This is a genomic window from Aeromonas sp. 9A (assembly GCF_963900955.1).
GTDB classification, from domain to species: Bacteria; Pseudomonadota; Gammaproteobacteria; order Enterobacterales; family Aeromonadaceae; genus Aeromonas; species Aeromonas salmonicida.
The window spans coordinates 1,235,491-1,261,782 of the sequence record NZ_CAWRFG010000001.1 but is presented as its reverse complement, the minus strand read 5'-3'; the positions used below and the strand labels follow the sequence as shown (position 1 = coordinate 1,261,782).

The 26,292-nt window shown below is 59.7% G+C and carries 23 protein-coding genes; 13 read left to right on the top strand and 10 right to left on the bottom strand.

Features of this window, described 5'->3' with window-relative positions; genetic code table 11:
• Positions 1 to 5 precede the first annotated feature (5 nt).
• The 4 genes from AACX78_RS06180 (at position 6) to AACX78_RS06165 (ending at position 4,957) form a co-directional block, all read left to right on the top strand.
• Entirely contained in the window at positions 6 to 863 is an 858-nt protein-coding gene (locus tag AACX78_RS06180) for a lytic transglycosylase domain-containing protein (RefSeq protein ID WP_159165674.1), read from the top strand.
• 391 nt (positions 864 to 1,254) lie between these two features.
• Entirely contained in the window at positions 1,255 to 2,922 is a 1,668-nt protein-coding gene (ettA, locus tag AACX78_RS06175; protein WP_159165673.1) for an energy-dependent translational throttle protein EttA, read from the top strand.
• 93 nt (positions 2,923 to 3,015) lie between these two features.
• Complete coding sequence (locus tag AACX78_RS06170) at positions 3,016 to 3,345, top strand: hypothetical protein (RefSeq protein WP_159165672.1); 330 nt, start codon at positions 3,016 to 3,018, stop codon at positions 3,343 to 3,345.
• Between the two features lie 268 nt (positions 3,346 to 3,613).
• Positions 3,614 to 4,957: an NCS2 family permease gene (locus tag AACX78_RS06165; RefSeq protein ID WP_159165671.1), complete on the top strand. Its 1,344-nt coding sequence runs from the start codon at positions 3,614 to 3,616 to the stop codon at positions 4,955 to 4,957.
• A 68-nt stretch (positions 4,958 to 5,025) separates the two neighbouring features.
• On the opposite strand, the gene djlA is transcribed toward AACX78_RS06165, so the two are convergent.
• Genes djlA through AACX78_RS06150 form a run of 3 tightly spaced genes read right to left on the bottom strand, consistent with a single transcriptional unit; the run spans position 5,026 to position 7,560 of the window.
• The gene (djlA, locus tag AACX78_RS06160; protein WP_058393605.1) at positions 5,026 to 5,862 is read right to left on the bottom strand and encodes a co-chaperone DjlA; all 837 of its coding nucleotides are present in this window, start codon (positions 5,860 to 5,862) and stop codon (positions 5,026 to 5,028) included.
• A 19-nt stretch (positions 5,863 to 5,881) separates the two neighbouring features.
• A complete protein-coding gene (gene murU, locus AACX78_RS06155) occupies positions 5,882 to 6,550 on the bottom strand; it encodes an N-acetylmuramate alpha-1-phosphate uridylyltransferase MurU (RefSeq protein WP_159165670.1) in 669 nt (222 codons plus the stop codon).
• The gene (locus tag AACX78_RS06150; RefSeq protein ID WP_005311710.1) at positions 6,547 to 7,560 is read right to left on the bottom strand and encodes an aminoglycoside phosphotransferase family protein; all 1,014 of its coding nucleotides are present in this window, start codon (positions 7,558 to 7,560) and stop codon (positions 6,547 to 6,549) included. Before AACX78_RS06150 ends, murU begins: the two co-directional genes overlap by 4 nt.
• Before the next feature lie 174 nt (positions 7,561 to 7,734).
• On the opposite strand from AACX78_RS06150, the gene lptD reads away from it, so the two are divergent.
• From lptD to AACX78_RS06120, 6 genes are read left to right on the top strand one after another with little or no spacing between them, the layout of a single operon-like run.
• Positions 7,735 to 10,167 carry an LPS assembly protein LptD gene (gene lptD / locus AACX78_RS06145; protein ID WP_159165669.1) on the top strand — a complete coding sequence of 811 codons (2,433 nt, stop codon included), beginning with the start codon at positions 7,735 to 7,737 and terminating at the stop codon, positions 10,165 to 10,167.
• Between the two features lie 30 nt (positions 10,168 to 10,197).
• Complete coding sequence (gene surA / locus AACX78_RS06140; RefSeq protein WP_159165668.1) at positions 10,198 to 11,496, top strand: peptidylprolyl isomerase SurA; 1,299 nt, start codon at positions 10,198 to 10,200, stop codon at positions 11,494 to 11,496.
• Positions 11,496 to 12,491: a 4-hydroxythreonine-4-phosphate dehydrogenase PdxA gene (pdxA, locus tag AACX78_RS06135; protein ID WP_159165667.1), complete on the top strand. Its 996-nt coding sequence runs from the start codon at positions 11,496 to 11,498 to the stop codon at positions 12,489 to 12,491. Before surA ends, pdxA begins: the two co-directional genes overlap by 1 nt.
• Positions 12,481 to 13,308, top strand: a complete 828-nt coding sequence (gene rsmA, locus AACX78_RS06130) for a 16S rRNA (adenine(1518)-N(6)/adenine(1519)-N(6))-dimethyltransferase RsmA (protein ID WP_011899041.1) — start codon at positions 12,481 to 12,483, stop codon at positions 13,306 to 13,308. The genes pdxA and rsmA overlap by 11 nt, the downstream gene beginning before the upstream one ends.
• A gap of 4 nt (positions 13,309 to 13,312) precedes the next feature.
• A complete protein-coding gene (gene apaG / locus AACX78_RS06125) occupies positions 13,313 to 13,675 on the top strand; it encodes a Co2+/Mg2+ efflux protein ApaG (RefSeq protein WP_159165666.1) in 363 nt (120 codons plus the stop codon).
• A 6-nt stretch (positions 13,676 to 13,681) separates the two neighbouring features.
• Positions 13,682 to 14,503, top strand: coding sequence for a symmetrical bis(5'-nucleosyl)-tetraphosphatase (locus AACX78_RS06120; RefSeq protein WP_099991687.1), 822 nt, complete (start codon positions 13,682 to 13,684; stop codon positions 14,501 to 14,503).
• A 102-nt stretch (positions 14,504 to 14,605) separates the two neighbouring features.
• Here the strand turns inward: AACX78_RS06120 and AACX78_RS06115 are convergent, their stop codons facing one another.
• The 3 genes from AACX78_RS06115 to AACX78_RS06105 all read right to left on the bottom strand — a co-directional run bounded on the left by AACX78_RS06115 (position 14,606) and on the right by AACX78_RS06105 (position 16,648).
• The gene (locus AACX78_RS06115) at positions 14,606 to 15,106 is read right to left on the bottom strand and encodes a 2TM domain-containing protein (RefSeq protein WP_021138360.1); all 501 of its coding nucleotides are present in this window, start codon (positions 15,104 to 15,106) and stop codon (positions 14,606 to 14,608) included.
• 231 nt (positions 15,107 to 15,337) lie between these two features.
• Positions 15,338 to 15,655 carry a VOC family protein gene (locus AACX78_RS06110; protein ID WP_236556292.1) on the bottom strand — a complete coding sequence of 106 codons (318 nt, stop codon included), beginning with the start codon at positions 15,653 to 15,655 and terminating at the stop codon, positions 15,338 to 15,340.
• A gap of 3 nt (positions 15,656 to 15,658) precedes the next feature.
• Positions 15,659 to 16,648, bottom strand: coding sequence for a luciferase-like monooxygenase (locus AACX78_RS06105; RefSeq protein ID WP_159165665.1), 990 nt, complete (start codon positions 16,646 to 16,648; stop codon positions 15,659 to 15,661).
• Positions 16,649 to 16,959: 311 nt separating this feature from the next.
• Between AACX78_RS06105 and AACX78_RS06100 the strand changes: the two genes are divergently transcribed.
• From AACX78_RS06100 to AACX78_RS06090, 3 genes are all read left to right on the top strand, one after another.
• Positions 16,960 to 17,400 carry a DUF1842 domain-containing protein gene (locus tag AACX78_RS06100; protein WP_021138363.1) on the top strand — a complete coding sequence of 147 codons (441 nt, stop codon included), beginning with the start codon at positions 16,960 to 16,962 and terminating at the stop codon, positions 17,398 to 17,400.
• A gap of 143 nt (positions 17,401 to 17,543) precedes the next feature.
• Positions 17,544 to 20,432, top strand: a complete 2,889-nt coding sequence (locus tag AACX78_RS06095) for an HD domain-containing phosphohydrolase (protein ID WP_201302794.1) — start codon at positions 17,544 to 17,546, stop codon at positions 20,430 to 20,432.
• Between the two features lie 132 nt (positions 20,433 to 20,564).
• Positions 20,565 to 20,915 carry a hypothetical protein gene (locus tag AACX78_RS06090; RefSeq protein ID WP_159165664.1) on the top strand — a complete coding sequence of 117 codons (351 nt, stop codon included), beginning with the start codon at positions 20,565 to 20,567 and terminating at the stop codon, positions 20,913 to 20,915.
• Positions 20,916 to 20,978: 63 nt separating this feature from the next.
• Here the strand turns inward: AACX78_RS06090 and AACX78_RS06085 are convergent, their stop codons facing one another.
• The 4 genes from AACX78_RS06085 to rpmA form a co-directional block, all read right to left on the bottom strand.
• The gene (locus AACX78_RS06085) at positions 20,979 to 22,673 is read right to left on the bottom strand and encodes an AMP-binding protein (protein ID WP_159165663.1); all 1,695 of its coding nucleotides are present in this window, start codon (positions 22,671 to 22,673) and stop codon (positions 20,979 to 20,981) included.
• Positions 22,674 to 22,847: 174 nt separating this feature from the next.
• Positions 22,848 to 24,218 (bottom strand): YjiH family protein, encoded by a 1,371-nt coding sequence (locus AACX78_RS06080; protein WP_159165662.1) that lies wholly within the window; start codon positions 24,216 to 24,218, stop codon positions 22,848 to 22,850.
• 408 nt (positions 24,219 to 24,626) lie between these two features.
• The gene (gene cgtA, locus AACX78_RS06075) at positions 24,627 to 25,829 is read right to left on the bottom strand and encodes an Obg family GTPase CgtA (RefSeq protein WP_159165661.1); all 1,203 of its coding nucleotides are present in this window, start codon (positions 25,827 to 25,829) and stop codon (positions 24,627 to 24,629) included.
• A gap of 192 nt (positions 25,830 to 26,021) precedes the next feature.
• On the bottom strand, positions 26,022 to 26,279 hold the full coding sequence (gene rpmA, locus AACX78_RS06070; RefSeq protein ID WP_005311678.1) for a 50S ribosomal protein L27: 258 nt from the start codon (positions 26,277 to 26,279) through the stop codon (positions 26,022 to 26,024).
• Positions 26,280 to 26,292: the final 13 nt, after the last annotated feature.

Below are 26,292 nucleotides of genomic sequence, written 5' to 3'. Positions count from 1 at the left end.
AATCCATGGCGAGCCTCAGCGAAAACAGGCTGTTTTTGCTGCTTTTTTTATCGCTGTTGCTGGCCGGTATTACGCAGGCTGCAGCGCAAAGCAGGGATTTCAGACAAGCCCCCAAGGCGCTCACTGCCCTGAAAAAGGGTCAGGTGGCGCAGAGCCAGGGCAATTTGACCCAAGCCATCCACTTCTATTGTGCCGCCGCTACGACGGGCAACCCGGAAGGCTATTTTCGCATCGGTCGTCTGCTTGCCACCGGCCCGGGCTCGGTGCGCAATCCCAAGATGGCCAACGCCTACCTCGCCATGGCAATGCGCCTTGGCAATCAGCAAGCCGCCCGCTACTACAATGCCCGCATCGGCAACGCCATCATGGGGGATCAGTGTGGCGCCGGCGTCGGCGGGAGAGCAGGCAGTTACTTTGCCGAGATCCCCAATACCCCTTTCAATCTGGATGCCTACCTGGCCCGCCAGTCACCAACCAAACAGAAACTGGCCACCATGTTGCGCCACGCCGCCAAGCACCACAGCCTCGATGAGCGGCTGGTGTTGGCCATCGCCATTGCCGAATCCAACCTCAACAGCCGCGCCGTCTCCCCCAAGAATGCCCAGGGGCTGATGCAACTCATACCGGAAACCCAGCAGCGCTTCGGCGTGACTCGCCCCTTCGATCCGGCACAGAACATCAAGGGGGGCGTGACCTATCTCAAGTGGCTGGATCGCCGGTTTGATGGCAACTGGATACTGATGTCGGCAGCCTACAACGCCGGAGAGAGAGCGGTGGAACAGTACGGCGGCATTCCCCCCTATCAGGAGACCCAACAATATGTGCGGCGAGTGCTCTACTTCGCCGGTCACAAGGGGAAGTAGTCCTCACCCGTTCATGCCCGATCTGGAAATAGACGTCGGCCCCTTCCCAACCCTCGGTCGGCAAAAAGAGCTATACAAAACCCAGTATCTCGCTCGCAGCCAGCAAAAATGTTGCCCGGCAAGGCTGTTCAGCGACGAACAGCCAAATATGGCGGCTTTGGCACAAAAAGAGCCCTCATCATGCCAGGCGTGCCTCCAGCGCACAGCCGGATGTGACGGCTGCGGCAAAGAGGGCTACAAGCCGGGCCCTGCCTTTGCCCCCCTTCCCCCATTGGTTTACAATCGGAGCGTTTTTTGGAACCGGGTTGACGGCGTGTCGACCTGGCCCCACCACGACATCAGTCTGTTAGTGCCAAGACATTAACCTGCTGAATAGGAAGAGAATTAGCCAATGGCTCAATTTATTTACACCATGAACCGGGTCGGCAAGGTAGTGCCGCCCAAGCGTCATATCCTCAAGAACATCTCCTTGAGCTTCTTCCCGGGCGCCAAGATAGGCGTACTGGGCCTGAACGGTGCCGGTAAGTCCACCCTGCTGCGCATCATGGCCGGCATAGATACCGAGATCGAAGGGGAAGCCCGTCCGCAGCCCGGCATCAAGATCGGCTACCTGCCCCAGGAGCCGAAGCTGGATCCGGAGCAGACAGTCCGTGAAGCGGTGGAAGAGGCCGTCGGCGACGTCAAACGCGCCATGGCTCGCCTCGACGAGGTCTATGCGGCCTACGCCGATCCCGATGCAGATTTTGACAAGCTGGCCCGCGAACAGGGCGAGCTGGAAGCCATCATCCAGGCCCAGGGTGGCCACAACATGGAAAACCAGCTGGAGCGCGCGGCCGATGCCCTGCGTCTACCGGCTTGGGACGCCAAGATCCAGCACCTCTCGGGTGGTGAGCGCCGCCGCGTGGCGCTGTGCCGTCTGCTGCTGGAAAAGCCGGACATGCTGCTGCTGGACGAACCGACCAACCACCTGGATGCGGAATCCGTGGCTTGGCTGGAGCGCTTCCTGCACGACTACGAAGGCACAGTGGTGGCCATCACCCACGACCGCTACTTCCTCGACAACGTGGCAGGCTGGATCCTGGAACTGGACCGCGGCGAGGGTATCCCGTGGGAAGGCAACTACTCCTCCTGGCTGGAGCAGAAGGACGCCCGTCTGGCCCAGGAAGCAAGTTCCGAAGCGGCCCGTCGCAAGTCCATCGAGAAAGAGCTGGAGTGGGTGCGTCAAAACCCGAAAGGCCGTCAGGCCAAGTCCAAGGCCCGTATGGCTCGCTTCGAAGAGCTCAACACCAACGACTACCAGAAGCGCAACGAGACCAACGAGCTGTTCATTCCGCCCGGACCGCGCCTCGGCGACAAGGTGCTGGAAGTGGCCAACCTGCGCAAATCCTACGGTGATCGGGTGTTGATCGACGATCTGTCGTTTGCCATTCCGAAGGGTGCCATCGTCGGCATTATCGGCCCGAACGGTGCCGGTAAGTCCACCCTGTTCCGCATGATGTCGGGTCAGGAGCAGCCGGATTCCGGCGCCATCACCCTGGGTGAAACCGTGGTACTGGCCTCCGTGGATCAGTTCCGCGACAGCATGGATGACAAGAAGACGGTATTCGAAGAGGTCGCTGACGGTCAGGATATCCTGCGCATCGGCAACTACGAGTTCCCGAGCCGCGCCTATATCGGCCGCTTCAACTTCAAGGGCGCCGATCAGCAGAAGCGGGTCGGCGAGCTCTCCGGTGGTGAACGTGGCCGTCTGCATCTGGCCAAGCTGCTGCAGACCGGTGGCAACGTGCTGCTGCTGGATGAACCGACCAACGATCTGGACATCGAAACCCTGCGCGCCCTCGAGAACGCCCTGCTGGAGTTCCCGGGTTGTGCCATGGTCATCTCCCACGATCGCTGGTTCCTCGACCGCATCGCCACTCACATCCTGGACTACCAGGACGAGGGTAATATTGCCTTCTTCGAAGGCAACTTTACCGAATACGAAGAGTGGAAGAAGAAGACCTACGGCGCCGAGGCGATCCAGCCCCATCGCGCAAAATACAAACGCATCACCAAATAAGGGTGACGGCGTCACAAGGGGAGCTTCGGCTCCCCTTTCTATTGCCTTTTGGCATACAATCCAAGACGGATGCCTTTGCATGGATGTATCGAAATGACGACCCCAATAGAGAAAAAACTGACCATCCAGATCCGGGTCGAACCCGGCTGCCTCGGACCGGATGGCAAGGAGCACATCGAGACCTTCTGTGTCGCCGCCGCCAAGATTTTCGCCGCCATCTATCCTGAGCTGGTGAGTTGGGTGCTGATCCCGCGCTATGACAAGCAGTTGCCGGAGCAGGAGTTCTTCATCGAGGGACGCAAGTTGACCGAGGAGCAGGCCAGTCTGTTCCTGCGTCGTGTCGGTAGGGAGCTGGGGGAAGTACAAGACAAACTCGACTCCGTGCTGGCCCAGCTGGTGGAGCGTTACTTCAAGACCCTCTGACGCGGCATCTGTCAGTCATAAAAGGTTCTCTATCGAGGACCTTTTTTATTGCTCAAAAAGAAAACGTTTGAATTTTTGCTCTATTCATTGATCCGCTTCGCAGATCCGGGGTTTGTAAACGCCGCCGCCTGTGTGAAAATGTGCGCGCTGTCACGGTAGCAGGACGAGTCTGGTCACTTAGCCACCAGAAAAACAGCCCTCTTGCCCACGCATGGATGGGGTGCCGACTCTCCTGCTGCTTATTTCACGTCACCTATTGGAATCCAACATGAACCAACAACACCAAGCTGCCAATCAGGCCGCCGGGCAAGGATTGCTTGAGCGTCTGTTTGCCCTGCAAGGCCATGGCACTACCGCCCGCACCGAGGTCATCGCCGGGATCACCACCTTCCTGACCATGGTCTATATCGTGTTCGTCAACCCGCAGATCCTCTCTGCGGCGGGCATGGACACCCAGGCAGTGTTCGTCACTACCTGCCTCATCGCTGGCATCGGCAGCATACTGATGGGCCTGTTGGCCAATCTGCCCATCGCCCTGGCCCCGGCCATGGGACTGAACGCCTTCTTCGCCTTCGTGGTGGTGGCCGGCATGGGCTATTCCTGGCAAGTCGGCATGGGCACCATCTTCTGGGGTGCCATGGGTCTGCTGATCCTCACCCTGCTGCGGGTTCGTTACTGGCTGATCGCCAATATCCCGCTCACCCTGCGGGTCGGTATCACAGCCGGTATCGGTCTGCTGATTGCTCTGCTCGGCCTGCACAACGCAGGTATCGTAGTGGCGAGCCCGGCCACCATGGTGACGGTGGGCGATCTCACCTCCCTGCCCTGCCTGCTGGGGCTGCTCGGTTTCTTCCTGATCTGCATCTTCTCAGCCCGCGGCGTTCACTCCGCCGTGCTGATCGCCATAGTGGTGACCACCACCCTGGGCTGGCTGTTTGGTGATGTGACCTTCAAGGGCTTCGTCTCCATGCCCCCCAGCATAGAGCCGGTGTTTGGCCAGCTGGATTTGATGGGGTCGCTCGACATCAGCCTGGCGGGGATCATCTTCTCCTTCATGCTGGTCAACCTGTTCGACTCTTCCGGTACCCTGATAGGCGTCACCAACCGCGCCAAGCTGGCGGACGACAAGGGTCACTTCCCGCGCATGAAGCAGGCGCTTCTGGTGGATAGCGTGAGCTCGGTCGGCGGCGCCTTCATGGGCACCTCCTCTGTCACCGCCTTTATCGAGAGCAGCTCCGGCGTCGCCGTCGGTGGCCGCACCGGCCTGACCGCCATCGTGGTCGGCCTGCTGTTCCTGCTGGCGATCTTCTTCTCCCCCGTCGCGGCCATGGTACCTGCCTATGCCGCCGCCGGTGCCCTCATCTATGTGGGTGTGCTGATGTGCTCCGAGCTGACCCGGGTGAAGTGGGAAGACCTGACCGAAGCTGTGCCCGCCTTCATGACAGCTGTCATGATGCCGTTCAGTTTCTCCATCACCGAGGGGATCGCCATCGGCTTTATCTCCTACTGCGTGATGAAGGCAGGTACAGGCCGCTGGCGCGAGATCAACCCCTGCGTACTGGTGGTCGCCCTGCTGTTCGTGCTCAAGTTTGTCTGGGCCGACAGCCACTAAACCTGACTTTCGCAAACGAAAATGCCCGTCATCGACGGGCATTTTTTATGGCGGACAGATAGCGGCACTCAACGGATGCCGCGGGCCTCGCGGATCCACTCCCAGGCCTGCTGTATCTCCTGGGTCTTCTCCTTCGCCATCTCCATCATCTCAGGTGGCAGCCCCTTGGCGGCCAGCTTGTCGGGGTGATGCTTGCTCATCTCCTTGCGGTAGGCGCGCTTGATGTCCTGATCGCTGTCGCTCTCGCTCACCCCGAGCAACTGGTAGGCATCCTTGAGGCGATCCGCTGACGGCGCCTCCTGCCGATACTGCTGCCCACCGTGCTCACCGCCCTGATACTGGCCGCCATGCGCCCGGTTGAAGAAGTTCATCTGCGCTTCGGCCATCGCCAGGATGCGGGCCAGCTCGATGCGGCTGAAGCCCAGCTCATCGGCGATGGTATGCAAAATGGCGCGCTCGTCGGCCTCGACCTTGCCATCGGCAAAGGCTGCCTGCAGTTGCACCTCCAGGAAGAAGCGCAGTATGTCCCGCTGCCCCAGGCTGGCACGACGGAACTCGGCCAGGGTTTCCCGCAACGGGAACTCGGCCTCCTTGCCCAGACGGAACGACTCCTGGGCGCGCGCTCGCTGATCTCCCACCAGTCGCATCCGATCCATCAGGTTGGAGGCAACCCGGATCTCCTGCTCTGTAACCTGGCCATTCGCCTTGGCGATATGACCCATGACGGCGAAAGTGGCATGGAAAAATACTGCCTGTTGTTGCTGGCTGGGGCCACGCTGAAACGCGCCCCGAATACCCATGCCCCGATCGAAACGATGGCCGATCCAGAGGCCAAGCAGGGCACCAAAGATGTTGCCGAGCAGAAAACCGAAGAAGGCGCCCAGCACCTTACCCCAAATACGCATGGTTCAAGACCTCGTGATGTTAATGAGTGCGCCGTTGCAGCTGATCATCCAGCTCGCGCAGCCGCTCTGTGGTGCCAATGTCGCGCCACTCGCCGGCCAGCATGGCGCCACCGACCCGGCCTTGCGCCATCCAGTCGCGCAGCAGGGGGGCCAGCTTGCGCGCCCCCGACGGCAAATCGGCAAAGGCGGCGGGGTCATAGAGCCCGACACCGCTGAAGGTGAAGGCTGGCGCATCCTGCACCCGACCGGCGTGAAGCGAGAAATCCCCATGAGGATGCTGGGGCGGATTGGGCACCAGCCAGAGATGGGCCAGATCCGTACCCAGTGGCTGGTTGACCAGGGTGCGATAGTCCAGACTGAGCCATGTATCGCCGTTGATCACCAGAAACGGATCGGCGCCAAGCAGGGGCAGCGCCTGCACTATGCCACCGGCGGTTTCCAGCGCACTCACCTCTGCCGACCAGTGAATGCTGACCCCGAACGCACTGCCATCACCGAGCGCTTCCACCAGCTTGTGGCCGAGCCAGGCGTGGTTGATCACCAGTTCAGTCACTCCGGCAGCCTTGAGCTTTTCGATATGGTGCACTATGAGCGGCTTGCCCCCTGCCGCCAGCAACGGCTTGGGCAAGGTGTCAGTGAGCGGTCGCATCCGCTCGCCACGCCCGGCAGCCAGGATCATCGCCTTCATACCGGGGCTCCGGCCACTCGGGCCAGCCCGGGCAACACCACTTGCTGCAACCAGGCACCGAAGCGGGCCAGCTCCGGATAGCTGGCGCCATGTTGCTGGCACACATCCACCACATAGCCCAGGGTGCGGGGAATGTCCTTGAGGTAACCGGACTTGCCATCCCTGTGATAGAGGCGGGTGAAGAGACCCGCCGCCTTCAGGTGACGCTGCATGCCGGTCAGGTCGGCATGACGACGGAAACTGGCATAGTCGAGCCCGCCAAGCAGACCCGCCTGCTGCAGCGTATCGAAGCCATGGCGCATGCCCTGCTCGATCACATCGTCGGGCCAGCGCACGTAACAGTCTTTCAGGAGGGAGACGAGGTCATAGCTGAGGGGACCTATCACCATGTCTTGAAAATCGATGATGGCCAATTCGCTGCCGTTTGGAGTATCACCACCACAGACCATCAGGTTGCGGCTGTGAAAGTCACGGTGCATCACCCCCTGGGGTTGAGCCAGATTGCTGGCAGTGAGGCAGGCAAACATATCATCCAGCAGCTGTTGTTCCGACTCGCTCAGGGCCAGCTGCAGATGATGGCCCAGCAGCCACTCGGGGAAAATACTGTTTTCACGGGCCATAAAGGCAGCGTCGAAGGGCTCCAGCGCCAGTGCTACCGCCCCCAGTCTGGGTAGCAAGGCGATGGCTTTGCCATACCAGGCCAGCACATTCTGTGCATCCAGACAGCTGATAAGCTGGGTATCCCCCAGATCTGTCACAGCCAGCAGGCCATCATCATAGTCCACCCCCTTTACCTCGGGCGCCAGCAGCCCCATGGCATGCAAAGCAGAGGCATTGCGGACAAACTCATGATTTTTTTCGGTTTTTGGATTGGCATCAACCCACACCAAGCCACCGCCACGGTAGTAGCGGCGAAAACTGGCGTCACCGGAAATCAGGGTCAACTCAAGGTTGGCATCACCGGAAATCCGGCGGGCCCATTGCAATAGCAGGGAATCGCGATCGTACATAAGTCGGGGACCGAATTGGAAAGCAGCACTTGGCTGTTAGCCCTGGCCGCAATAATGCTTTATCATTGCCGGCTAACATAAAGCAATGACATGCAATGTCAACTCGATGAATCCTGTCGTAAAATGCATGTCTTGAATCAGCCGTATCTACCACGGATTGCGCGAGTCTTTCACATGACAAAATGGACACTGGGGTACTCATATCCCATCGCCCTGACCATCAGCCTTATCCCAGCCCTGACCCCGGCAATAGTGCAGGCGGCTCCGCTGACGCCGCCGCCCGCCACCGGAATCCTGGACGGGCTCTGCTATGACTATGTACCCAAGGTAGAGAAACTGGCCCCTGGAAAGGATGCCAACGCCCAACCTGTCGAAGTGGATGCCGATCGGCTAGAGGCCAAGCAGGGCGGTACCGCCGTCTATCAGGGCGATGTCAAAGTTCGCCAGGGTGTGCGCAAATTTGACTCGGATTATGCCGAGCTCGATCAGAAGAGCCGGGATGTCATCGCCATCGGCAACATCTATTACAACGATGGCCAGATCACTGTCACCAGTGACAAGACCCTGAAATCCAACCTGGATACCAAAAACTCCGAGCTGGAAGAAGGCAAATACCAGGTTCATGGCTCACCGGTACGCGGCTCTGCCGACCGGGTCACCATGACCAACAACAACCAGAACATCACTCTGGAAGGGGCTCAGTACACCACCTGCCCACCGGGCCAGGAAGTGTGGACCCTGAAAGCGGGCAGCATCGACATCGATCAGACAGAGGTGTTCGGGGAAGCCTGGAACGCCAGTCTCTGGCTCTATGACTATCCGGTGTTCTATTTCCCGTATATCAACTTCCCCATCAAGGATGAGCGCAAAACCGGCCTGCTCTACCCGGGTTATACCCAGAGCTCCAAGAACGGCATGGACATCACCCAGCCGTTCTACTGGAACATAGCGCCCAACTACGATGCCACCATCACTTCCCGTTTCATGGACAGACGGGGCCTGATGGAGCAGGTCGAGTTCCGCTATATGCCGGATCCGGCCCATGTCGGCAGCCTCTATTTCGAAAATCTGGCAGACGACAAACAGTATGATGAAACCCCCAGCCTGAACGAAAAGCTGTCTGACGGGCATCGCTATCTGCTCAATGCGCGCCACACCTCGCGGTTTGCCGACAATGCCATGCGGGTGTCAATCGACTACACCAAGGTCCGGGATCGGGATTACAACTACTTCAACGACTTCTCCCCCAAGGTGGGCACCCAGGTCGAGAACCAGTTGCAGCAATCCCTGATGGCCGGCTACTTCCAGCAAAACTGGAACCTCAACACAGAGGTGCGGACCTACCAGATACTGCTGGCAAGCGCCCAGCAGCCTCACGAACTGATGCCACGGATCAACCACAACTACTACCATCAGGGCAACTGGTACGATCTGGCCTGGAATACCGAAGTCACCCGGTTCGGTTACAACAATACCCAGGCCTCAGCGCAAAACCTGGGGGATGCCTATACCGGCACCCGGGTCTACACGGCGCCGACCCTGACCATGCCGCTCATCGACGAGGCGGGCTACTACCTCGACAGCCAGTACAAGCTGATGTACACCCGTTACGATCAGGAAGTACCGGATAACATGAGCTCCACCTTCACCAAGCGGTTCACTCCTGAAGGTGCGAGCGGCGTCACTCTGGATGAGGGCATCATCACCCGGACCCTGCCTTCCTTCCGCCTAAAGGGCGGCATGACATTCGAACGCAACCAGGACTGGTTTGGTGGCAACGCCAATCAAACCCTGGAGCCCGAGTTCCAGTACCTCTATGTGCCCTACAAGGATCAGGACAACATAGGTGTCTATGACTCCACCACCATGCGTCAGGACTACTACAGCCTGTTCAGCGACCGCCGTTATGCCGGTCTGGACCGCATCAGCGACTCCAACAGGGTCTCACTCGGTGTTACCACCCGGGTTTATGATCAGGCTGGCGATGAACGAATTCGACTGGCCGTTGCCCAAGCCTTCGACTTTGTTGCCCCCAGGGTCAAGCTCTACCCCAGCGAGTCACTGGCGACCAACACCCGCTCCCCGCTCTCGTTTGAGGGGGATGCCAAGATCAACGAGCAGTGGTTTGCCCATGCCGGGGCGCAATATGATATGGATCAGAGCGAGATCAGCTCTGCCAACAGCGCCCTCGAGTATCGCCGCGAGAAGCTGATCAGCCAGCTGAACTACCGCTTCGTGCGCAATGCCAACTACGACCTGTCGAACACCAATCAGGTCGCCGACCTCAATCAAGTCGGCATGCTGTTGACCACACCGCTCAATGATCAGTGGCACCTCTACGGTGGCTACTATCACGACCTTGACCAAGGAGTGAAGGTGGATCGCAAGGTGGGCCTGAAATATGACTCCTGCTGCTGGAGCATCAACTTCAACCTGGAGTGGGTCAATACACCGGATAACGTGACCATGCGTCCGACCTCGGAGCGCAGCCTGGGCATTCAGTTTGAAATGAAAGGATTGGGTAGCGTGGGTACCGGCTCCAAGGGCACCTCCCTGGATACCGAAGCACTGCCTTACATTCGTCCGTTTAACCTGCGAGACCAATAACCGGTCTGGCAAACGCCTTGAGAGATGGATATGAAGAAGACGTTGATTTCCCTGCTGACTGCAGGCCTGTTCGGAGCCATGAGTCAGGGGGCCTTCGCCGCCCCCGAGCTGATGGACAAGGTGCTTGCCGTGGTCAACAAGGACGTGGTGCTGGCCAGCCAGCAGGAAGCCCTGGTACAGAAAGTCAAAAGCTCTGCCCAGGAGAGCGGCCAGTCCCTGCCCGATGATGCCACCCTGCGCAAGCAGGCGCTGGATCGCCTGATCCAGGAGAGCCTGCAACTGCAACTGGCGGATCGCCAGGGCCTCAAGATCAGCGACACCCAGCTGGAGCAAGCCATCCAGAGCATAGCCGCCGACAACAAGATGACCCTGGATCAGCTGCGAGCCCAACTGGCCCGCGAAGGCCTGACCTATGCCCAGTATCGGGAAGAGGTGCGCCGCGAGATCCTGATGGACGAGGTGCGCCGCAACCAGGTGCGCCGTCGCATCAACATCTCCGATCAGGAGGTCAAGCAGGTGGTGGATATCCTCGCCAAGCAGGGCCAGCAGCAACAGCAGTACCATGTCGGCCATATCCAGATTGCCCTGCCGGACAACCCGAGCGCCGAGCAGCTCAACGCAGCCAAGAGCAAGATAGAGCGCATCCTGGCTGCCCTGAAACAGGGCGCCGACTTCCGCAAGCTGGCCATTGCCGAGAGTAATGGTCCGAAGGCACTGGAAGGGGGCGACTGGGGCTGGATGAGCCCGCAAGAGATGCCGACCCTGATGGCCGAAGCGGTACAAGGCGCGGCCAAGGGTGACATAGTTGGCCCGCTGCGCTCTGGCGCCGGTCTGCACATCGTCAAGGTGTTCGATGCCAAGGGTCAGCAGCAGGTGCTGCAGACCGAGGTGAAAGCACGCCACATACTGATCAAGCCTTCCATCATCCTCAGCGAAGAGAAAGCCAAGGGCATGCTGGATGGCATACTGCACGACATCAAGAGCGGCAAGGCGACCTTCGCCAGTCTGGCGGAAAAATACTCCGAAGATCCGGGCTCTGCGGTGCAGGGCGGCGAGCTGGGCTGGTCCGATCCCAACGTCTATGTGCCGGAGTTCCGCGACATGGTCAACCGCCTCAAGCCGGGTGAGCTGAGCGCCCCCTTCCGTACTACACACGGCTGGCACATAGTGCAGCTGGAAGAGCGTCGCAGCCAGGATGCCACCAGCAAGGCCCAGGAGCAGCGTGCCTATCAGCTCATCTTCAACCGCCGCTTCACCGAAGAGTCCCAGGCGTGGCTGGATGAGCTGCGTGACGAGGCCTACATCCAGATCGAAGGCGCTGGCAGCTGATGAGCTGTCGTCGTCTCGCCATTACCCCGGGCGAGCCCGCCGGAATAGGCCCGGATCTGGTGTTGCAGATAGCCCAGCAGGATTGGCCCCACCAGCTGGTGGTGATCGCCGATCCCGCCCTGCTGCTCGAACGGGCGGCCCTGCTGGGGCTGCCCATCGAGCTGCAACCCTATGATGCCGAGGCCCCTGCCAAGCCGCAGCGGGCGGGTACCCTGAGCATCTGTCCAGTCAGCCTCGGCGCCCCTGTGGTGCCGGGTGAGCTGAACGAGGGCAACGGCGCCTATGTGCTGGCAACCCTGCAGCGTGCCTGTGACGGCAACCTCAGCGGTGAATTTTCCGCTGTGGTGACCGGGCCGGTGCACAAGGGGATCATCAATCAGGCGGGCGTGTCATTCAGTGGTCATACCGAGTTCTTCGCCCAGCAGTCAGGTACCGCCGACGTGGTGATGCTGCTGGCGACCGAAGGCTTGCGGGTGGCGCTGGCCACCACCCATATACCGCTCGCCTACGTCGCCATGGCCATCACGGAGGATCGCCTCGGCAAGGTGATCCGTATTCTGGATGCGGATCTCAAAACCAAGTTTGGCATCGCCAAGCCCCGGATTTACGTCTGCGGCCTCAATCCCCACGCAGGGGAAGGGGGTCATCTCGGCCGTGAAGAGATTGACGTGATCGAACCCGCCCTGGCCGGCTTGCGCCAGGAGGGTATCGATCTGGTCGGCCCGCTGCCGGCCGATACCCTGTTCCAGGACAAATACCTCAAGGATGCGGATGCGGTACTCGCCATGTACCACGACCAGGGGCTGCCCGTGCTCAAATACAAGGGGTTCGGCAGTTCGGTCAATATCACCCTTGGACTTCCTTTCATCCGCACTTCGGTGGATCACGGCACTGCGCTGGATCTGGCAGGCAAAAGCCTGGCGGACCCGGGCAGTCTGATCACCGCGATTAACCACGCCATCAAGATGGTAGAGAAAAAAAGATATGAGCAGTAAGGTGCAGAGCAACAAGGTGCACATGGGTCACACGGCCCGTAAGCGTTTCGGTCAGAACTTCTTGCATGACCGCTATGTGATCGATCAGATAGTGGCCGCCATCAATCCGCAGCCGGGTCAGAATCTGGTGGAGATAGGCCCGGGCCTCGCCGCCCTGACCGAACCGGTCGCCTCCCAGATGGACAAGATGACAGTGGTCGAGCTGGACCGGGACTTGGCCGCGCGCCTGCGCGAGCACCCGACCCTCAAGGACAAGCTGACCGTGATCGAGGCCGATGCCATGCGCTTCGACTTCGGCACTCTGATGGGGGAAGGCAAGGGGCCGCTACGCATCTTCGGCAACCTGCCCTACAACATCTCCACGCCGCTCATCTTCCACCTGTGCGATTTCGCCGACCGGGTAGAAGACATGCACTTCATGCTGCAAAAAGAAGTGGTATTGCGGATGTCTGCCGGCCCGGGCAGCAAGGCCTATGGCCGCCTGAGCGTCATGGTGCAGTACTACTGCCAGGTGATCCCCGTGCTGGAAGTGGGCCCTGGCGCCTTCAAACCGGCACCGAAAGTGGATTCAGCCGTGGTCCGTCTGGTGCCGCACAAGAACCCGACCATAGTCGCCAAAGACATCCGCTGCCTGAGCCGCGTCTGTACCGAAGGCTTTGGCCAGCGCCGCAAGACCATCCGCAACAGCTTCGCTAACTTCATCACGGACGCTCAGCTGACCGAGCTTGGTATCGATGGCAACCTGCGCCCGGAGAATCTCTCCTTGGAGCAGTTCGTCATGATCGCCAACTGGCTGGCGGATCAACAACAGGCCTGATCCCGTGGCATACCCGTATATCGTTATCCGCCCATACCCCCATTATGTGGCGGATACCCAGGACCCTTACCAGTTCCACTATCTGATCGAGATCGAGAATCTGGGGCCGGGGCCGGCGCAGTTGCTGCACCGGCGCTGGCTCATCACGGATGCCAACGGCAAGATGCTGGAAGTCGAGGGCCCCGGCGTGGTCGGGGAGCTGCCCGTGATTGCCGAAGGGGAGACCTTTCGCTATCAGAGCGGCGTGCCACTCGACACCCCATTTGGGGTGATGGAAGGGAGCTATACCCTGCAAGATGAGTCAGGGCAGCCGTTCGAGGTGCCCATAGCGCCTTTTACCCTGGCCGTCCCAAACATTATTAACTGAGGTTTCATGGCGAACTGTTTTGTTGGCGATATCCAGGGCTGTTATGACGACTTGCGTCGTCTGCTGGATCTCGCAAAGTTCGATCCAGCCAAGGACGTGCTCTGGCTCTGCGGCGACCTGGTCGCCCGCGGCCCGGACTCCCTGAAGACACTGCGCTACGTCAAGTCGCTGGGCCAGCGGGCCGTCACAGTGCTCGGCAACCACGACCTTCACCTGCTGGCGGTCGCCGATGGCGTTGCGCCGCTCAAGAAGAAAGACAAGCTGCAAGCCCTGATGGAAGCGCCGGATCGGGACGAGCTGCTGACGTGGTTGCGCCATCGCCCCCTGCTGGCGGAGCACCCGGATCTGCCCATCATGATGGTGCATGCCGGTATCTCCCCCGCCTGGGACGCTCGAACGGCACGCAACTGTGCCCGCGAAGTGGAGAGTCAGCTGCGCGGCGATCAGTACAGCTGGTTGTTGCACAACATGTATGGCGATCTGCCCGATGGCTGGAGTGAAGATCTGGCAGGGATCGAACGTTACCGCTACATCATCAACACCTTCACCCGGATGCGCTTCTGCTATTTCGATGGCCGACTCGAGTTCAAGTGCAAGAAAGGCCCCACAGAGTCTACTCCCGGCCTGCGCCCCTGGTTCGAGCAGCGCGAGCACCATATGGATGACCCCATACTGGTGTTCGGCCACTGGGCTGCCCTGATGGGCAACACAGGCAGGAACGACATCAAGGCGCTCGACACCGGCTGCGTGTGGGGCAACAGCCTCACCCTGTGGCGTTATGAAGACGATGCCCTGATAGCGACGCCCTGCCCCACTCACGCCAAGTGATGGTTAAGGGCTGCTCCTGAGCGACGAGAGCCTCACTCTGTCGCGTTATACAAGAACAAAGCCCGGCAAGTTGCCGGGCTTTGTTTTATTCGCACCAATGAGTTACAGCTTGCGCCCCAGTCGCTTCTCGATCTGGCGTCGCTCCCATTCCGGACCAAACAGCTTGAAGGGCTGGAACAAGTTGATGGCATGGGAGATCAACCCCAGACCCCACCCCAGCGCCGGCCACCAGGCCCAGATATAGTCCGGGTTGCTGAGGTAGTTGATGACAAACAGCCCGCAGATCACCAGTACATAGCTGAAAATGTGGTAGTAGAAGCCTTTGAGCCCCTCCACATATCCCATGGCGGCCCGCTCCTCTGCCGACACCTGCACCCTGTCCTGACCCATAGTTTCATTCCCTCTCATCTCGCGCTCCTGTTGTTGTGTCCCATCCAGTTGAGCCACATCAAGTTCAAAGACGGAGGCCAGGGCCTTGAGAGATTCCAGTCCGGGCTGCTGACCCTGTTCGATCCGCTGTATGGTGCGAACACTCAAGCCAGTCAGGGTCGCCAACTGATCCTGTGACCAACCCCGTTGCAATCTCAATTTCCTGACGATCATCATGAGCTCCTTGTGGTGGTAGACAGGGCCAGCATAGGGCCAGCGCGAAGAAAGGTGACACGACAGATGGCCGACACCAACCTGACTATTGTTTAAAATCAATGAATTAGATGTAATCCTGGATCAGGAAACCGGTCGCTCCCCCAGATGCTGGACGAACCGCAGCAGATAACCGTCGGGGTCCTGTACCAGAAACTCCCGCTGACCCGAGCTCATATTTCCCACCGGATATCAGGATTCACGCAGTGGCCGATAGAGCACCACCCCGGCCAGCGCCAGCCGAGCGAGCAGGGGCTGGATGTCGGTCAGCTCCATCTGCAAATTTATGCCGCGTCCCAGCGGAGGCTCCAGCACACCGGTCAGCCATCCTGCCGGATGGATCTGTTCCAGCATCAGCTGCACCTGTTGCTGCTCCAGATAGGCGAAGGGGGGATAGTCGCGCTGATAGCGCACAGCAAACCCCAATAGCCCGGTATAGAAAGGCAAGGAAGTTGCCAGGCTGGTCACCGACAGATCGGGCACCATGGGGTTCCAGTAGACCTCATCCATGGATCACAGGCTCTGCATCAGCTCGGCCGCGATCTCGAACGAGCGCAGCCGCGCCCCCTGATCAACGATGGGGCCGTTGAACATCAGCTCATCGGCACCCGTCTCGGCCAGCAGCGCCTTGAGTCCGTGACGCACCTGATCGCGATCTCCCACCAGTGAGCGGGCCAGAGTCTGCTCCATCGCCATCAGCTCACGGGGCGACCACTCTTCCCCCAGCTCGACCACAGGTGCGGGCAGCTTGCCAGCGTTACCCCGGTAGAGACGCAGGAACTGTTGCTGCACAGTGGTGAACTGGAAACGGGCCTCCCGCTCGCTGTCGGCGGCGATCATGTTGATGCAGACCACCGCATAGGGCTTGGGCCAGCGCACCGAGGGGCGGTACTGGGCGCGGTAGATCTCCAGCGCCTGCAACAACAGGCCGGGAGCAAAGTGAGAGGCAAAACCAAATGGCAGCCCCATAGAAGCGGCAAGCTGGGCACTGTAAAGGCTGGAACCCAGCAGCCAGATGGGCAGATGCAGCCCCTGACCCGGCACGGCCTGTACCGCCCCTGTCTCGTCACCGAAATAACTCATCAACTCACGCACATCCGCCGGAAACTCATCCACGTCGCCGCTGCGCTGACGTCGCAGTGCCTGCATGGTGCGCTGATCCGTGCCGGGGGCACGACCCAGCCCAAGATCGATGCGATCAGGGTAAAGCAAAGCCAAGGTGCCAAACTGCTCGGCAATCACCAGCGGTGCATGGTTCGGCAGCATGATGCCGCCGGCGCCCAGTCGCAGGGTCTTGGTGCCCCCCGCCAGATGACCGATCAGCACAGCGGTGGCAGCACTGGCGATGCCCGGCATGTTGTGATGCTCCGCCAGCCAGTAACGCTGATACCCCCAGCGCTCAGCATGCTGGGCCAGGTCCAGCGAACGGCGAAACGACTCGGCCGGGTGGGAGCCTTCGGGCACGGGGACCAGATCGAGCACTGAATAGGGGATGGCAGACATGGGTCACTCCATTGATTTACAGACCAGTAACAAAGGAGGCAATGTAGCACGGGATACCTGAACGAATCACGCGCCAGTCCAACGAATTGACCCTGGCTCTTTGCTGGCAACCGATAATCGAAATCACCGCACCGCCTGAGTTCCCTGAGCCTCCTGCCTTGCCAGGGGTGCAGATGGCCCTATGCCAGCCCGGGCTGTGCGTCAAGTGACAATATCCACAGTTACCTGCTCTGACCGCAAGCGCTAGCATGCTGTGGCTCGTTGTCTGGTTGTGAGCTCAACCCATCCTCTTCTTGCAGGAGAATACAGGCATGAATGCAATCACAGACACCAAGACCGGCCTCTTCCTCGCCTCTTTCGAGATCGGTAAAGCCATGCCGGGGGCGCAACTGCTGCACCTGAACCTGGCAGTCTATACGCCAGGGGAGACAATCAATGGCGTCGCCCATCTGACCCAGGCAACCAATCCACCGCTCGACATGGCCTCCGAACTGAAAGGCCAATACACCTATATGTGCGTCATGCCCAAGCAGTGCCATATCCTGGTGACTGCGCAGGGCTACCCCATTATCAAATGGCCCCAGAGCGGCGGGATCGGGCCGGTGATCCAGCCCAACTTCGAGCTGCGCATGGTGCTCGGGGAAGACTGGAAATCAGGCACGGCCAACTACAAATATCAGGACAATCATCAGGTGTGGCATGAAGTGAAAGACGCCCCCGTCACCCTGGTGCCCGCCGCAGTACTGGCTTGATCCCCTCAAGACGGCCCCGATGGGGCCGTCACGTTTATGCCATATCCTGATATATCTGAACGGGTTATTGTGTTTTCTGTCATCCTGTTGGCACACTGATAGTAGATCGTCTCTGCAATCGCCCGTGTGACAAGGATGTGTCCATGACAAGTGCCAGGCCAGGTCGTAAACCCTTCTATGTGCATATCGCCACCCTCTTCATCCTGCTGTTTACCCTGCTGGGCAGCGCCCTTATCGCGTTGCAATTCCAGCAAGCGGCACAACAGGGACTGGAGCATGAACGGCAAAATTTCCTGCAATACCGGGAGCAGCTCGCCCTCGCCCTTCAATTGAACGAGCGGCCGGCCCGCATGTCCCTCAGTCTGCTGCGCAGCGGTCAGCTGGCGGCCATGAACAGTCTGGATGCCCGGCTCGGCTACCTGCCACAACTGGCAGAGGTGCTGGCCAACAGCCCCAGTTATGGCGCCGTCTATGCCGGCTACGCGGATGGTGACTTCTTCCTGGTGCGCAAGTTGACCGAGCGGGCCCGAGCCCAACTGGACAGGGTCCCAGCGGCCAGCACCTTGCTGGTGCAAAGCCTGCACCAGGGCAAGGGGGAGTTTCTCTACTTCGACCAGCGGCTGACCCTGCTCGAGCGCCGGGCCATGCCTCAATACCAGTTTGATCCCCGCAGCCGCGACTGGTACAAGCAGGCACGCTGGCGTTCAGGCATCGCCACCACCCACCCCTATCTCTTCTTTACCACCAAGGAGCCAGGCATGACGCTGGCGGTGGAAAGCGACAACAGAAGGGCGGTGATCGGGCTGGATACCAGCGTCGAGGGACTGTCGGCCCTCATCGGTGAACTGCGGTTGCCAGAGCAGAGTCAGGTGGTTCTGTTCGACGAATACGCCACTCTGCTTGCCACGGATCCCAAACAGCTTCCCAGCTTCGAGCAACTGAGCCAGCTACCCCTGCTGTCGGCGCTGTCTCATCCCGTGCTGACCCAGCTGCAACAACAGGTCACCAGCCAACCCGCCTTGCTGAGCAGCCCGGTGGAGCTGAATCTGACCGCCGCCGATCAGAGTGACTGGCTGGTCAATCTCTCTCCCCTCGGCGAGGGATCCCCCTTTTATATTGCCTTGCTGGTCTCGGCCGACCTGCTCTACCAGCAGGCTCGCAACGAAGCGCTGATCAACCTCGGCTGGGCACTGGCAGGCTTGCTGCTGCTGTTGCCGGTGATCTGGCTGGTCTCCCGCCGCACCGCGACCCCCCTGCTGGCCCTGACTCAAGAGGCGGAGCGGATCCAGCACTTCGACTTCGGCGAGAGCCGGGTGCCGGAATCGGCGATCCGCGAGATCGACGATCTGGCCCGTACCATGTCCGGCATGCGACTGACCCTGGGCAACTTCATGAACATGGGCCGGGCACTGGCGGCGGAACACCGTTTCGACTCCCTGCTCAGTCGCATACTGCACGAGACCATAGCCGCCGTACAGGCCGAGGGGGGCTGCCTCTACCTGGCGCAAGAGCAGAGCATGGTGGCAGTCCAGGCGCTCTGGCGGCAACAGCCTTTGCCTGCCGACCAGGCTCCCTGGCAGGAGGCGCTGCTCGGCAAGCTGGCTCATGGCGAGCGGCTTACCCTGGCCGTCGACGAACGGGGCTGGCAGCAACATCTGGCAAGCTGGGGTCCCTTCCCCGGCCCTTGCCAGCTGGTCGCCGAGCCACTGTGCAATCATAGACAGGAGCTGATCGGCTGCCTGCTGTTGATCCTGCCCGGCTGCTCTGCGCGCGAACTGGCCTCGCGCATCAGCCTGATCGAGGCGCTGGCAGGCACGTCTGCTTCCGCCATCGAGAACCAGCGCCTGCTGGAGGAGCAGAAACAGCTGCTGGAGTCCTTCATCGAGCTGATGGCAGGGGCCATCGATGCCAAGAGTCCCTACACGGGTGGCCACTGCCAGCGGGTACCCGAGCTGACCCGGATGCTGACCGAAGCCGCCTGCGCCCAGCAGCAGGGGCCGTTCGCCGAGTTTAGGCTCAACGAGGAGGAGTGGGAGGCCATTCACATCGCGAGCTGGCTGCACGACTGCGGCAAGGTCACCACGCCGGAGTTTGTGGTCGACAAGGCCACCAAGCTGGAGACTATCTACGATCGGATCCACGAGATCCGTACCCGCTTCGAAGTGCTCAAACGCGACGCCTATATCGAGGTGCTGGCGGCCCGTCTGCCGGCGTCAGAACGGGAAGCGGCAAGAGCGGAGGTGGCGACACTCTGGAGTACCCTGGATCAGGAGTTCGCCTTCGTCGCCGAGTGCAACCTGGGCGGGGAATGGATGGCACCGGAGAAGCTGACACGGCTCGATGCCATCGCCAACCGCACCTGGTTGCGCACCCTGGACGACAGGCTCGGCATCAGCCGGGAGGAACTCAAGCTGCACCAGAACGAACCGGCCTCCCATTTGCCCTGTATCGAGCCACTGCTGGCTGACAAGACAGTCCACCTCATACCCCGCCCCGTCCACGACAGCCTGGATGAGCGCAATCCCTGGGGCTTCAAGGTCAGGGTGCCAACCTATCTCTACAACCGTGGAGAACGTTACAACCTGGCCATCGGCCGCGGCACCCTCACAGAAGAGGAGCGCTACAAGATCAACGAGCACATCATCCAGACCATCCGCATGCTGGAGCGGCTCCCCTTCCCGCGCCATTTGCGCAATGTGCCCGAGATCGCCGGTGGACATCATGAACGCATGGACGGCAAGGGTTACCCCCGCCAGTTGCTTGGGCAACAGATGAGCATCCCGGCCCGCATCATGGCCATCGCCGACATCTTCGAGGCGCTGACCGCCAGCGATCGCCCCTACAAGTCGGGCAAGACGGTGGCTCAATCCCTGGCCATCATGCAGAACATGGTGCGTGAGCAGCACATAGACCCGGCACTGTTTGCCCTGTTCGTCAGCAGCGGTATCTGGCGCGACTATGCCGAGCGTTTTCTGGCGCCGGAACAGCTGGATCAGGTGGATGAAGAGGCTCTGCTGGCCACACAGGCATAGACAGGGTTCATATTTTCTTACATTTGTATGCTGGTTTGAGCAGGCCCGCTTGGTTATAACTGTGCCCTACAGCGAAGGGGGAGCAAAAGACTCCCCCTCACTCTTTATCACACCACATGGTTCAGGTTATTTATGTCAAAACGTCTCATCATGCTGGGCGCGCTGGCGCTGTCCGGCTGCTCCCTGTTGTCGCCACCCCCGCCCACCGTTACCCCTGTCCATCTGGCCGATGCCAGCCAGCGGGGTTTCTATATCGAGTGCAGCAGCATGACGGCCTGCTTCCAGCAGGCAAACCAGACCTGCCCCCAGGGCTACAAAGAGACGGATCGTCGTCAGCAGACGCTCTACTCCACCCAGTACACAACGGGCAGCTATGACGAAGAGAAGAAAATATACAAGGCGGGCACACCCCACCGCATCGCCAATACGGTCCATTCGTTGACCATTCAGTGCCCCACGGATGTGAGCATCACGCCGCGCTAGCAGCCTGCTGGCAACAACGAACAAAGGGCCCGCAGGCCCTTTTCTCATCGCGGTAACACCACCTCAACGCGTCGCCTCGGCATGCTGGCGGGCCAGCTCGCGGGTCATGGCCTCCCGCATCTTGAACTTCTGCAGCTTGCCGGTCACCGTCATGGGGTACTCCTCCACGAAACGTATGTATCTTGGCACCTTGAAGTAGGCGATGCGGGCCGAGAGGAAGTGCTTAATCTCCTCCTCGCTGACCATCTGATCCGGCCTCAGCTTGACCCAGGCACACACCTCCTCCCCGTAACGCTCGCTGTCGACACCAAACACGGCGGCATCCTGCACCGCAGGATGATCGTAGAGCCGATCCTCTATCTCGCGGGGATAGATGTTCTCGCCACCGCGGATGATCAGCTCCTTGCTGCGCCCCACTATCTGCACATAACCCTCTTCATCCATGATGCCGATATCACCCGAGTGCAACCAGCCTTCATCATCTATGGTTTCCGCTGTCTTGACCGGATCCTGCCAGTAACCCTGCATGACCCCCTTGCTGCGGCAGCAGATCTCACCCCGCTCGCCAATGGGCACCAATTCACCGCTCGGGTCAATCAGCTTGATCTCGGTGTGGTCAAGGGCGCGGCCCACAGTGGTGACCCGCTTGTTCAGCGGCGCATCGATGGCGGTCATGTGATTGATGGGGCTGCACTCGGTCTGACCATAGGCGATGGTCACCTCTGTCATGTGCATCAGAGTCTGCACCTTGCGCATCAAGGGCTCCGGGCAGATAGCTCCTGCCATAATGCCGGTGCGCAAAGAGGAGAGATCAAACTCGCCAAAAACGGGCAGCTCCAGCTCGGCGATGAACATCGTCGGCACGCCATGCAAGGCGGTGCAATGCTCCTCACTCACCGTCTGCAGGGTCGCCACAGGATCGAACGCTTCCGATGGAAACAGGGCGCAGGCCCCCACGCTGATGCACACCAGATTGCCAAGCACCATGCCAAAGCAATGGTAGAGCGGCACGGGTATGCAGAGCCTGTCCTGCTCGCTGAACGCCATGCCCCGCGCCACCTGCCGGCCATTGTTGAGTATGTTGCCATGGCTCAGGGTCGCGCCCTTGGGGCTGCCCGTGGTACCCGAGGTGAACTGGATGTTGATGGCATCATCCGGTTTGAGGGTAGCCGCCACCCGGGCAAGCCAGGCCGGATCCTGCACATCCCCCAGGGCCTGCACGGCGCTGAAGTTCAGCATACCCGGCGTTTGCGCCTCCCCGAGCCGGATCACCATCTCCAGGCTCGGCAAGCGGGCGCTGGCCAGCTGCCCCGGCGACGAGCTTGCCAGCTCGGGGGCCAGCTCATTGAGCATGGAGAGGTAGTCACTCCCCTTGAAGGCACTGGCACAGATGAGGGCGCGGCAACCCACATTGTTGATGGCAAACTCCAGCTCGTAGTTGCGATAGGCTGGGTTGATGCAGACCATGATGGCGCCGATGCGGGCCGTGGCGAACTGCACCAGGCACCACTCTATGTTGTTTGGTGACCAGATGCCGACCCTGTCCCCCGGCTGGATGCCTAGCGCCAGCAAGCCCAGTGCCAGCCTGTCTATCTGGATGAGGTATTCACGGTAGCTCCAGCGGATCTGCTGGTGACGCACTACAACGGCGGGGCGGTCGGGGAAACGTTCGGCTATCTCTTGCAGATATTCGCCAATGGTCTGGTGAAGCAAGGGCTGGTCGCAAGGACCGGTCCGGTAGCTGAGCAGTGAGGTCATGGGGTGACTCCTGGCCACATTCGATGGGTATTGCCTACTGCTCGGCTGGCACGCTTTTTTCAGCTTGTTACGTTAATGTAAAAACCACCCATTAAAAAGAGTCACTTTGGTCTAATACTCACCATAAAAAAACGGCCAACCCAAGTTGACCGTTTTAAATCCCAGACTCTTGCCTTAGAACAGCAGATGCGCCACACCGGCAATGACCGGCAGGGTCACCAGGGTGCGCAGCAGGAAGATGACAAACAGCTCCCACAGCTTGACCGGGATCTTGCTGCCCAGCAGCAGGGCACCCACTTCCGACATATAGATGAGCTGGGTGACCGACATGGCGGCAATCACGAAGCGGGTGATATCGCTCTCTATGGTCGAGGCCAGCACGGCCGGGATGAACATGTCGGCAAAACCAACCATGATGGTCCTGGAGGCGGCCTCGGCCTCCGGCAGTTGCAGCAGCTCCAGCAAGGGAACAAATGGCGCACCCAGCCAGTTGAAGATGGGGGTATGCTCGGCCAGCATCAGGGCACAGGTGCCGATCGCCATCACCACCGGCAACACGCCAAACACCATGTCCAGTGCATTCTTCACCCCTTCCCGCGCGACCGCACCAAGATCGGTGACACTCTCCGCCTTGGTCAGCGCACGCTCGTAGCCATAGCTCATCACGCTGTGCTGATGGGGTACTGACTCCTGCTTGCGGCACAGGGGCGTGCCATCGGCATAGATGTCCTTCTTCCAGGAGAGCGGCGGCAGGCGCGGCACCACTATGGCGGCGACCACACCCGCCAGACAGACAGTCAGGTAGAAGGGCACGAACATATGCTCCAGCTTCACCTGGGAGATCACCACCAGGCAGAAGGTGATGGAGACAGCTGAGAAGGTGGTGCCGATAACGGCGGCCTCACGCTGGGTATAGAACTTGCCTTCGTACTGTTTGCTGGTTAGCAAGATGCCAACGCTGCCATCCCCCAGCCAGGAGGCGAAGCAATCCACGGCGGAGCGCCCCGGCAAACGAAACACAGGGCGCATGATGCGGGTCATCATGGTACCGACAAACTCCAGCAGACCGAAATCCAGCAGCAGAGGCAACAACAGACCGGCGAAGATGAACACCGAGAACAGCACAGGCAGCAGATCGTGCAGTACCAGACCGCCGGTAGCACCGGAACGCAGCACCTCGGGCCCCGCATTGAAGAAGGTCAGCAGCACGAACACGCCACCCAGTACCCGCACACAGGCCCAGAAAGGGGAGACGTTGAACAAGCTGTTGAGGAAGGGGCGACGCACCAGGATCGCTGGCTTGAACAGCCAGGCGATCAGCGTCATCAGCATGGTGGTGGTAATGATGGCACTGACCATGGCCACCAGATAATCGGCAAATACCGTTTGCACCAGCTTCGCCAGCACGGCAACCGGAATGGTGACGTTCTCGTCATAGATGACGGGGGTCATGAACAGCAGGATCCCGATGAGTGACGGGACCAGGAACATCAGCACGTTGCGACGAGTATTGAGCGCAGGCGCTTGCAGAGTCTTTTCCAGCATGGTCTACAGCCTTAATGTTACTTTTCCTTAGCCAGGTCAACTTGCATATTCATGCTCTCACCCGACAAAACGGGCGCAAGAATACTCCAAAAAAATGCACAAACAAGCCCTTAATGGATCATTTCAAGCATAAATATTTTTGCAGGCGAACCTTCCATAAGAACGACCTCAAACAGATACGCATATCAATTCATTACGAATGGTTAGCATATTGTTTCAGCAAGGTTACATTCAGGTGCGCAGTATAATCCGTTGCGGTTGGCAGGCAATAAGTGACATAAGAAATATATCTATGTGGTGATCCGATCGATCCAGATGCGCCCCATAAAAAACCGGAGCCTGTTGCCAGGCTCCGGTTTTTCTCATCGGTGGGCAGAGGTACTGCACCGATCAGGCAGGACAGAGTGATCAGTCACGAACATAGATGACTTCAACGCCATCATCTTCGTCATCATCCCAGTCTTCCTCATCGAGCCCCTCATCGAAGGCCATGGAGGCGGCCAGCGCTTCAGCTTCAGCTTGGGCCAGCTGGTTCTTGTGGTAGTCATCCCACTTGAACTCCACCTTCTCGATGGCGTCCCTGGCATCTTCCGCCAGTTGACGAGGCATGCTATCCAGCAGATCCAGGATGTCGTAGCACACCTTCTTGGTGCCTTCCTTGCTGATGGCGGAGATCTGGTAGACAGGGCCTTCGTAGGCCAGCGCCGTCTTGACGCGCTCCATCACCTCGACCGCCTCTTCTTCCAGGATCAGATCCATCTTGTTGAACACCAACCAGCGCGGCTTGCCAGCCAGCTCAGGGCTGTATTTTTCCAGCTCCTTGACGATTGTCACGGCGTTCTCGGCAGGATCCGAGTCATCGACCGGGCAGATATCGACCAGGTGGATCAAGACCCGGCAGCGCTCGAGATGCTTGAGGAAGCGAATACCCAGGCCTGCGCCCTCGGCGGCACCTTCGATCAGACCCGGAATGTCGGCTATCACGAAGGAGCGGGAGTTCTCGCCACGCACCACACCCAGGTTCGGCACCAGAGTAGTGAAGGGGTAATCGGCTACCTTGGGACGAGCGGCAGACACGGCGCGGATAAAGGTGGACTTGCCAGCATTGGGCAGACCCAGCATGCCGACATCGGCCAGCAGCAGCAGTTCCAGCTTCAGGGTACGCACTTCACCCGGCGTACCGCTGCTCTTCTGGCGCGGCGCCCGGTTGACTGAGCTCTTGAAACGGGTGTTGCCCAGACCGTGGAAGCCACCTTTGGCGACCAGCAGCTTCTGACCATGATGAGTCAGATCACCCAGCAGTTCGCCTGTGTCTTCATCGCTGGCACGGGTACCGACCGGCACACGCAGTATCCTGTCCTTGCCGCGACGGCCGGTACAGTTGGCGCTCTGGCCATTCTCACCGCGCTCGGCCGCGTGAAAACGCTCGAAACGGTAGTCGATCAGGGTATTCAGGTTTTCGTCGGCAATAAGATAGACATCGCCACCGTCACCACCGTCACCGCCATCCGGGCCGCCGTTCGGGATGTACTTTTCACGGCGAAAGCTCACACAACCGTTACCACCGTCACCGGCATCGACTCGAATCTGGACTTCATCAACAAACTTCATAGGTAACCGTCACCTTAATTCGAAAAACCGATACGCAATTATAGTGGTACAGGCCCCTGCGGGCGATACGCATCTTAGCGATGAATGCCCCGCGCAACACCAGGCACATCTACGTTCCGTTTTTTCGTAAACTGCGTCAGAAAAACAAAAGCCCCGCCTGTTGGCGGGGCTTCGGATCCTTGCGGTCCGTAATTACTCAGCAACGATGCTAACGTACTTACGATTCAGCGGACCTTTAACTTCGAACAGGATCTTGCCAGTCGCTTTCGCGTACAGGGTGTGATCAGTGCCCAGACCAACGTTGGTGCCAGCGTGGAACTTGGTGCCACGTTGACGAACGATGATGCTGCCTGCCAGAACTGTTTCGCCGCCGAAACGCTTAACGCCAAGGCGTTTAGCTTCAGAATCGCGACCGTTGCGGGATGAACCGCCAGCTTTTTTGTGTGCCATTTATCGGACTCCT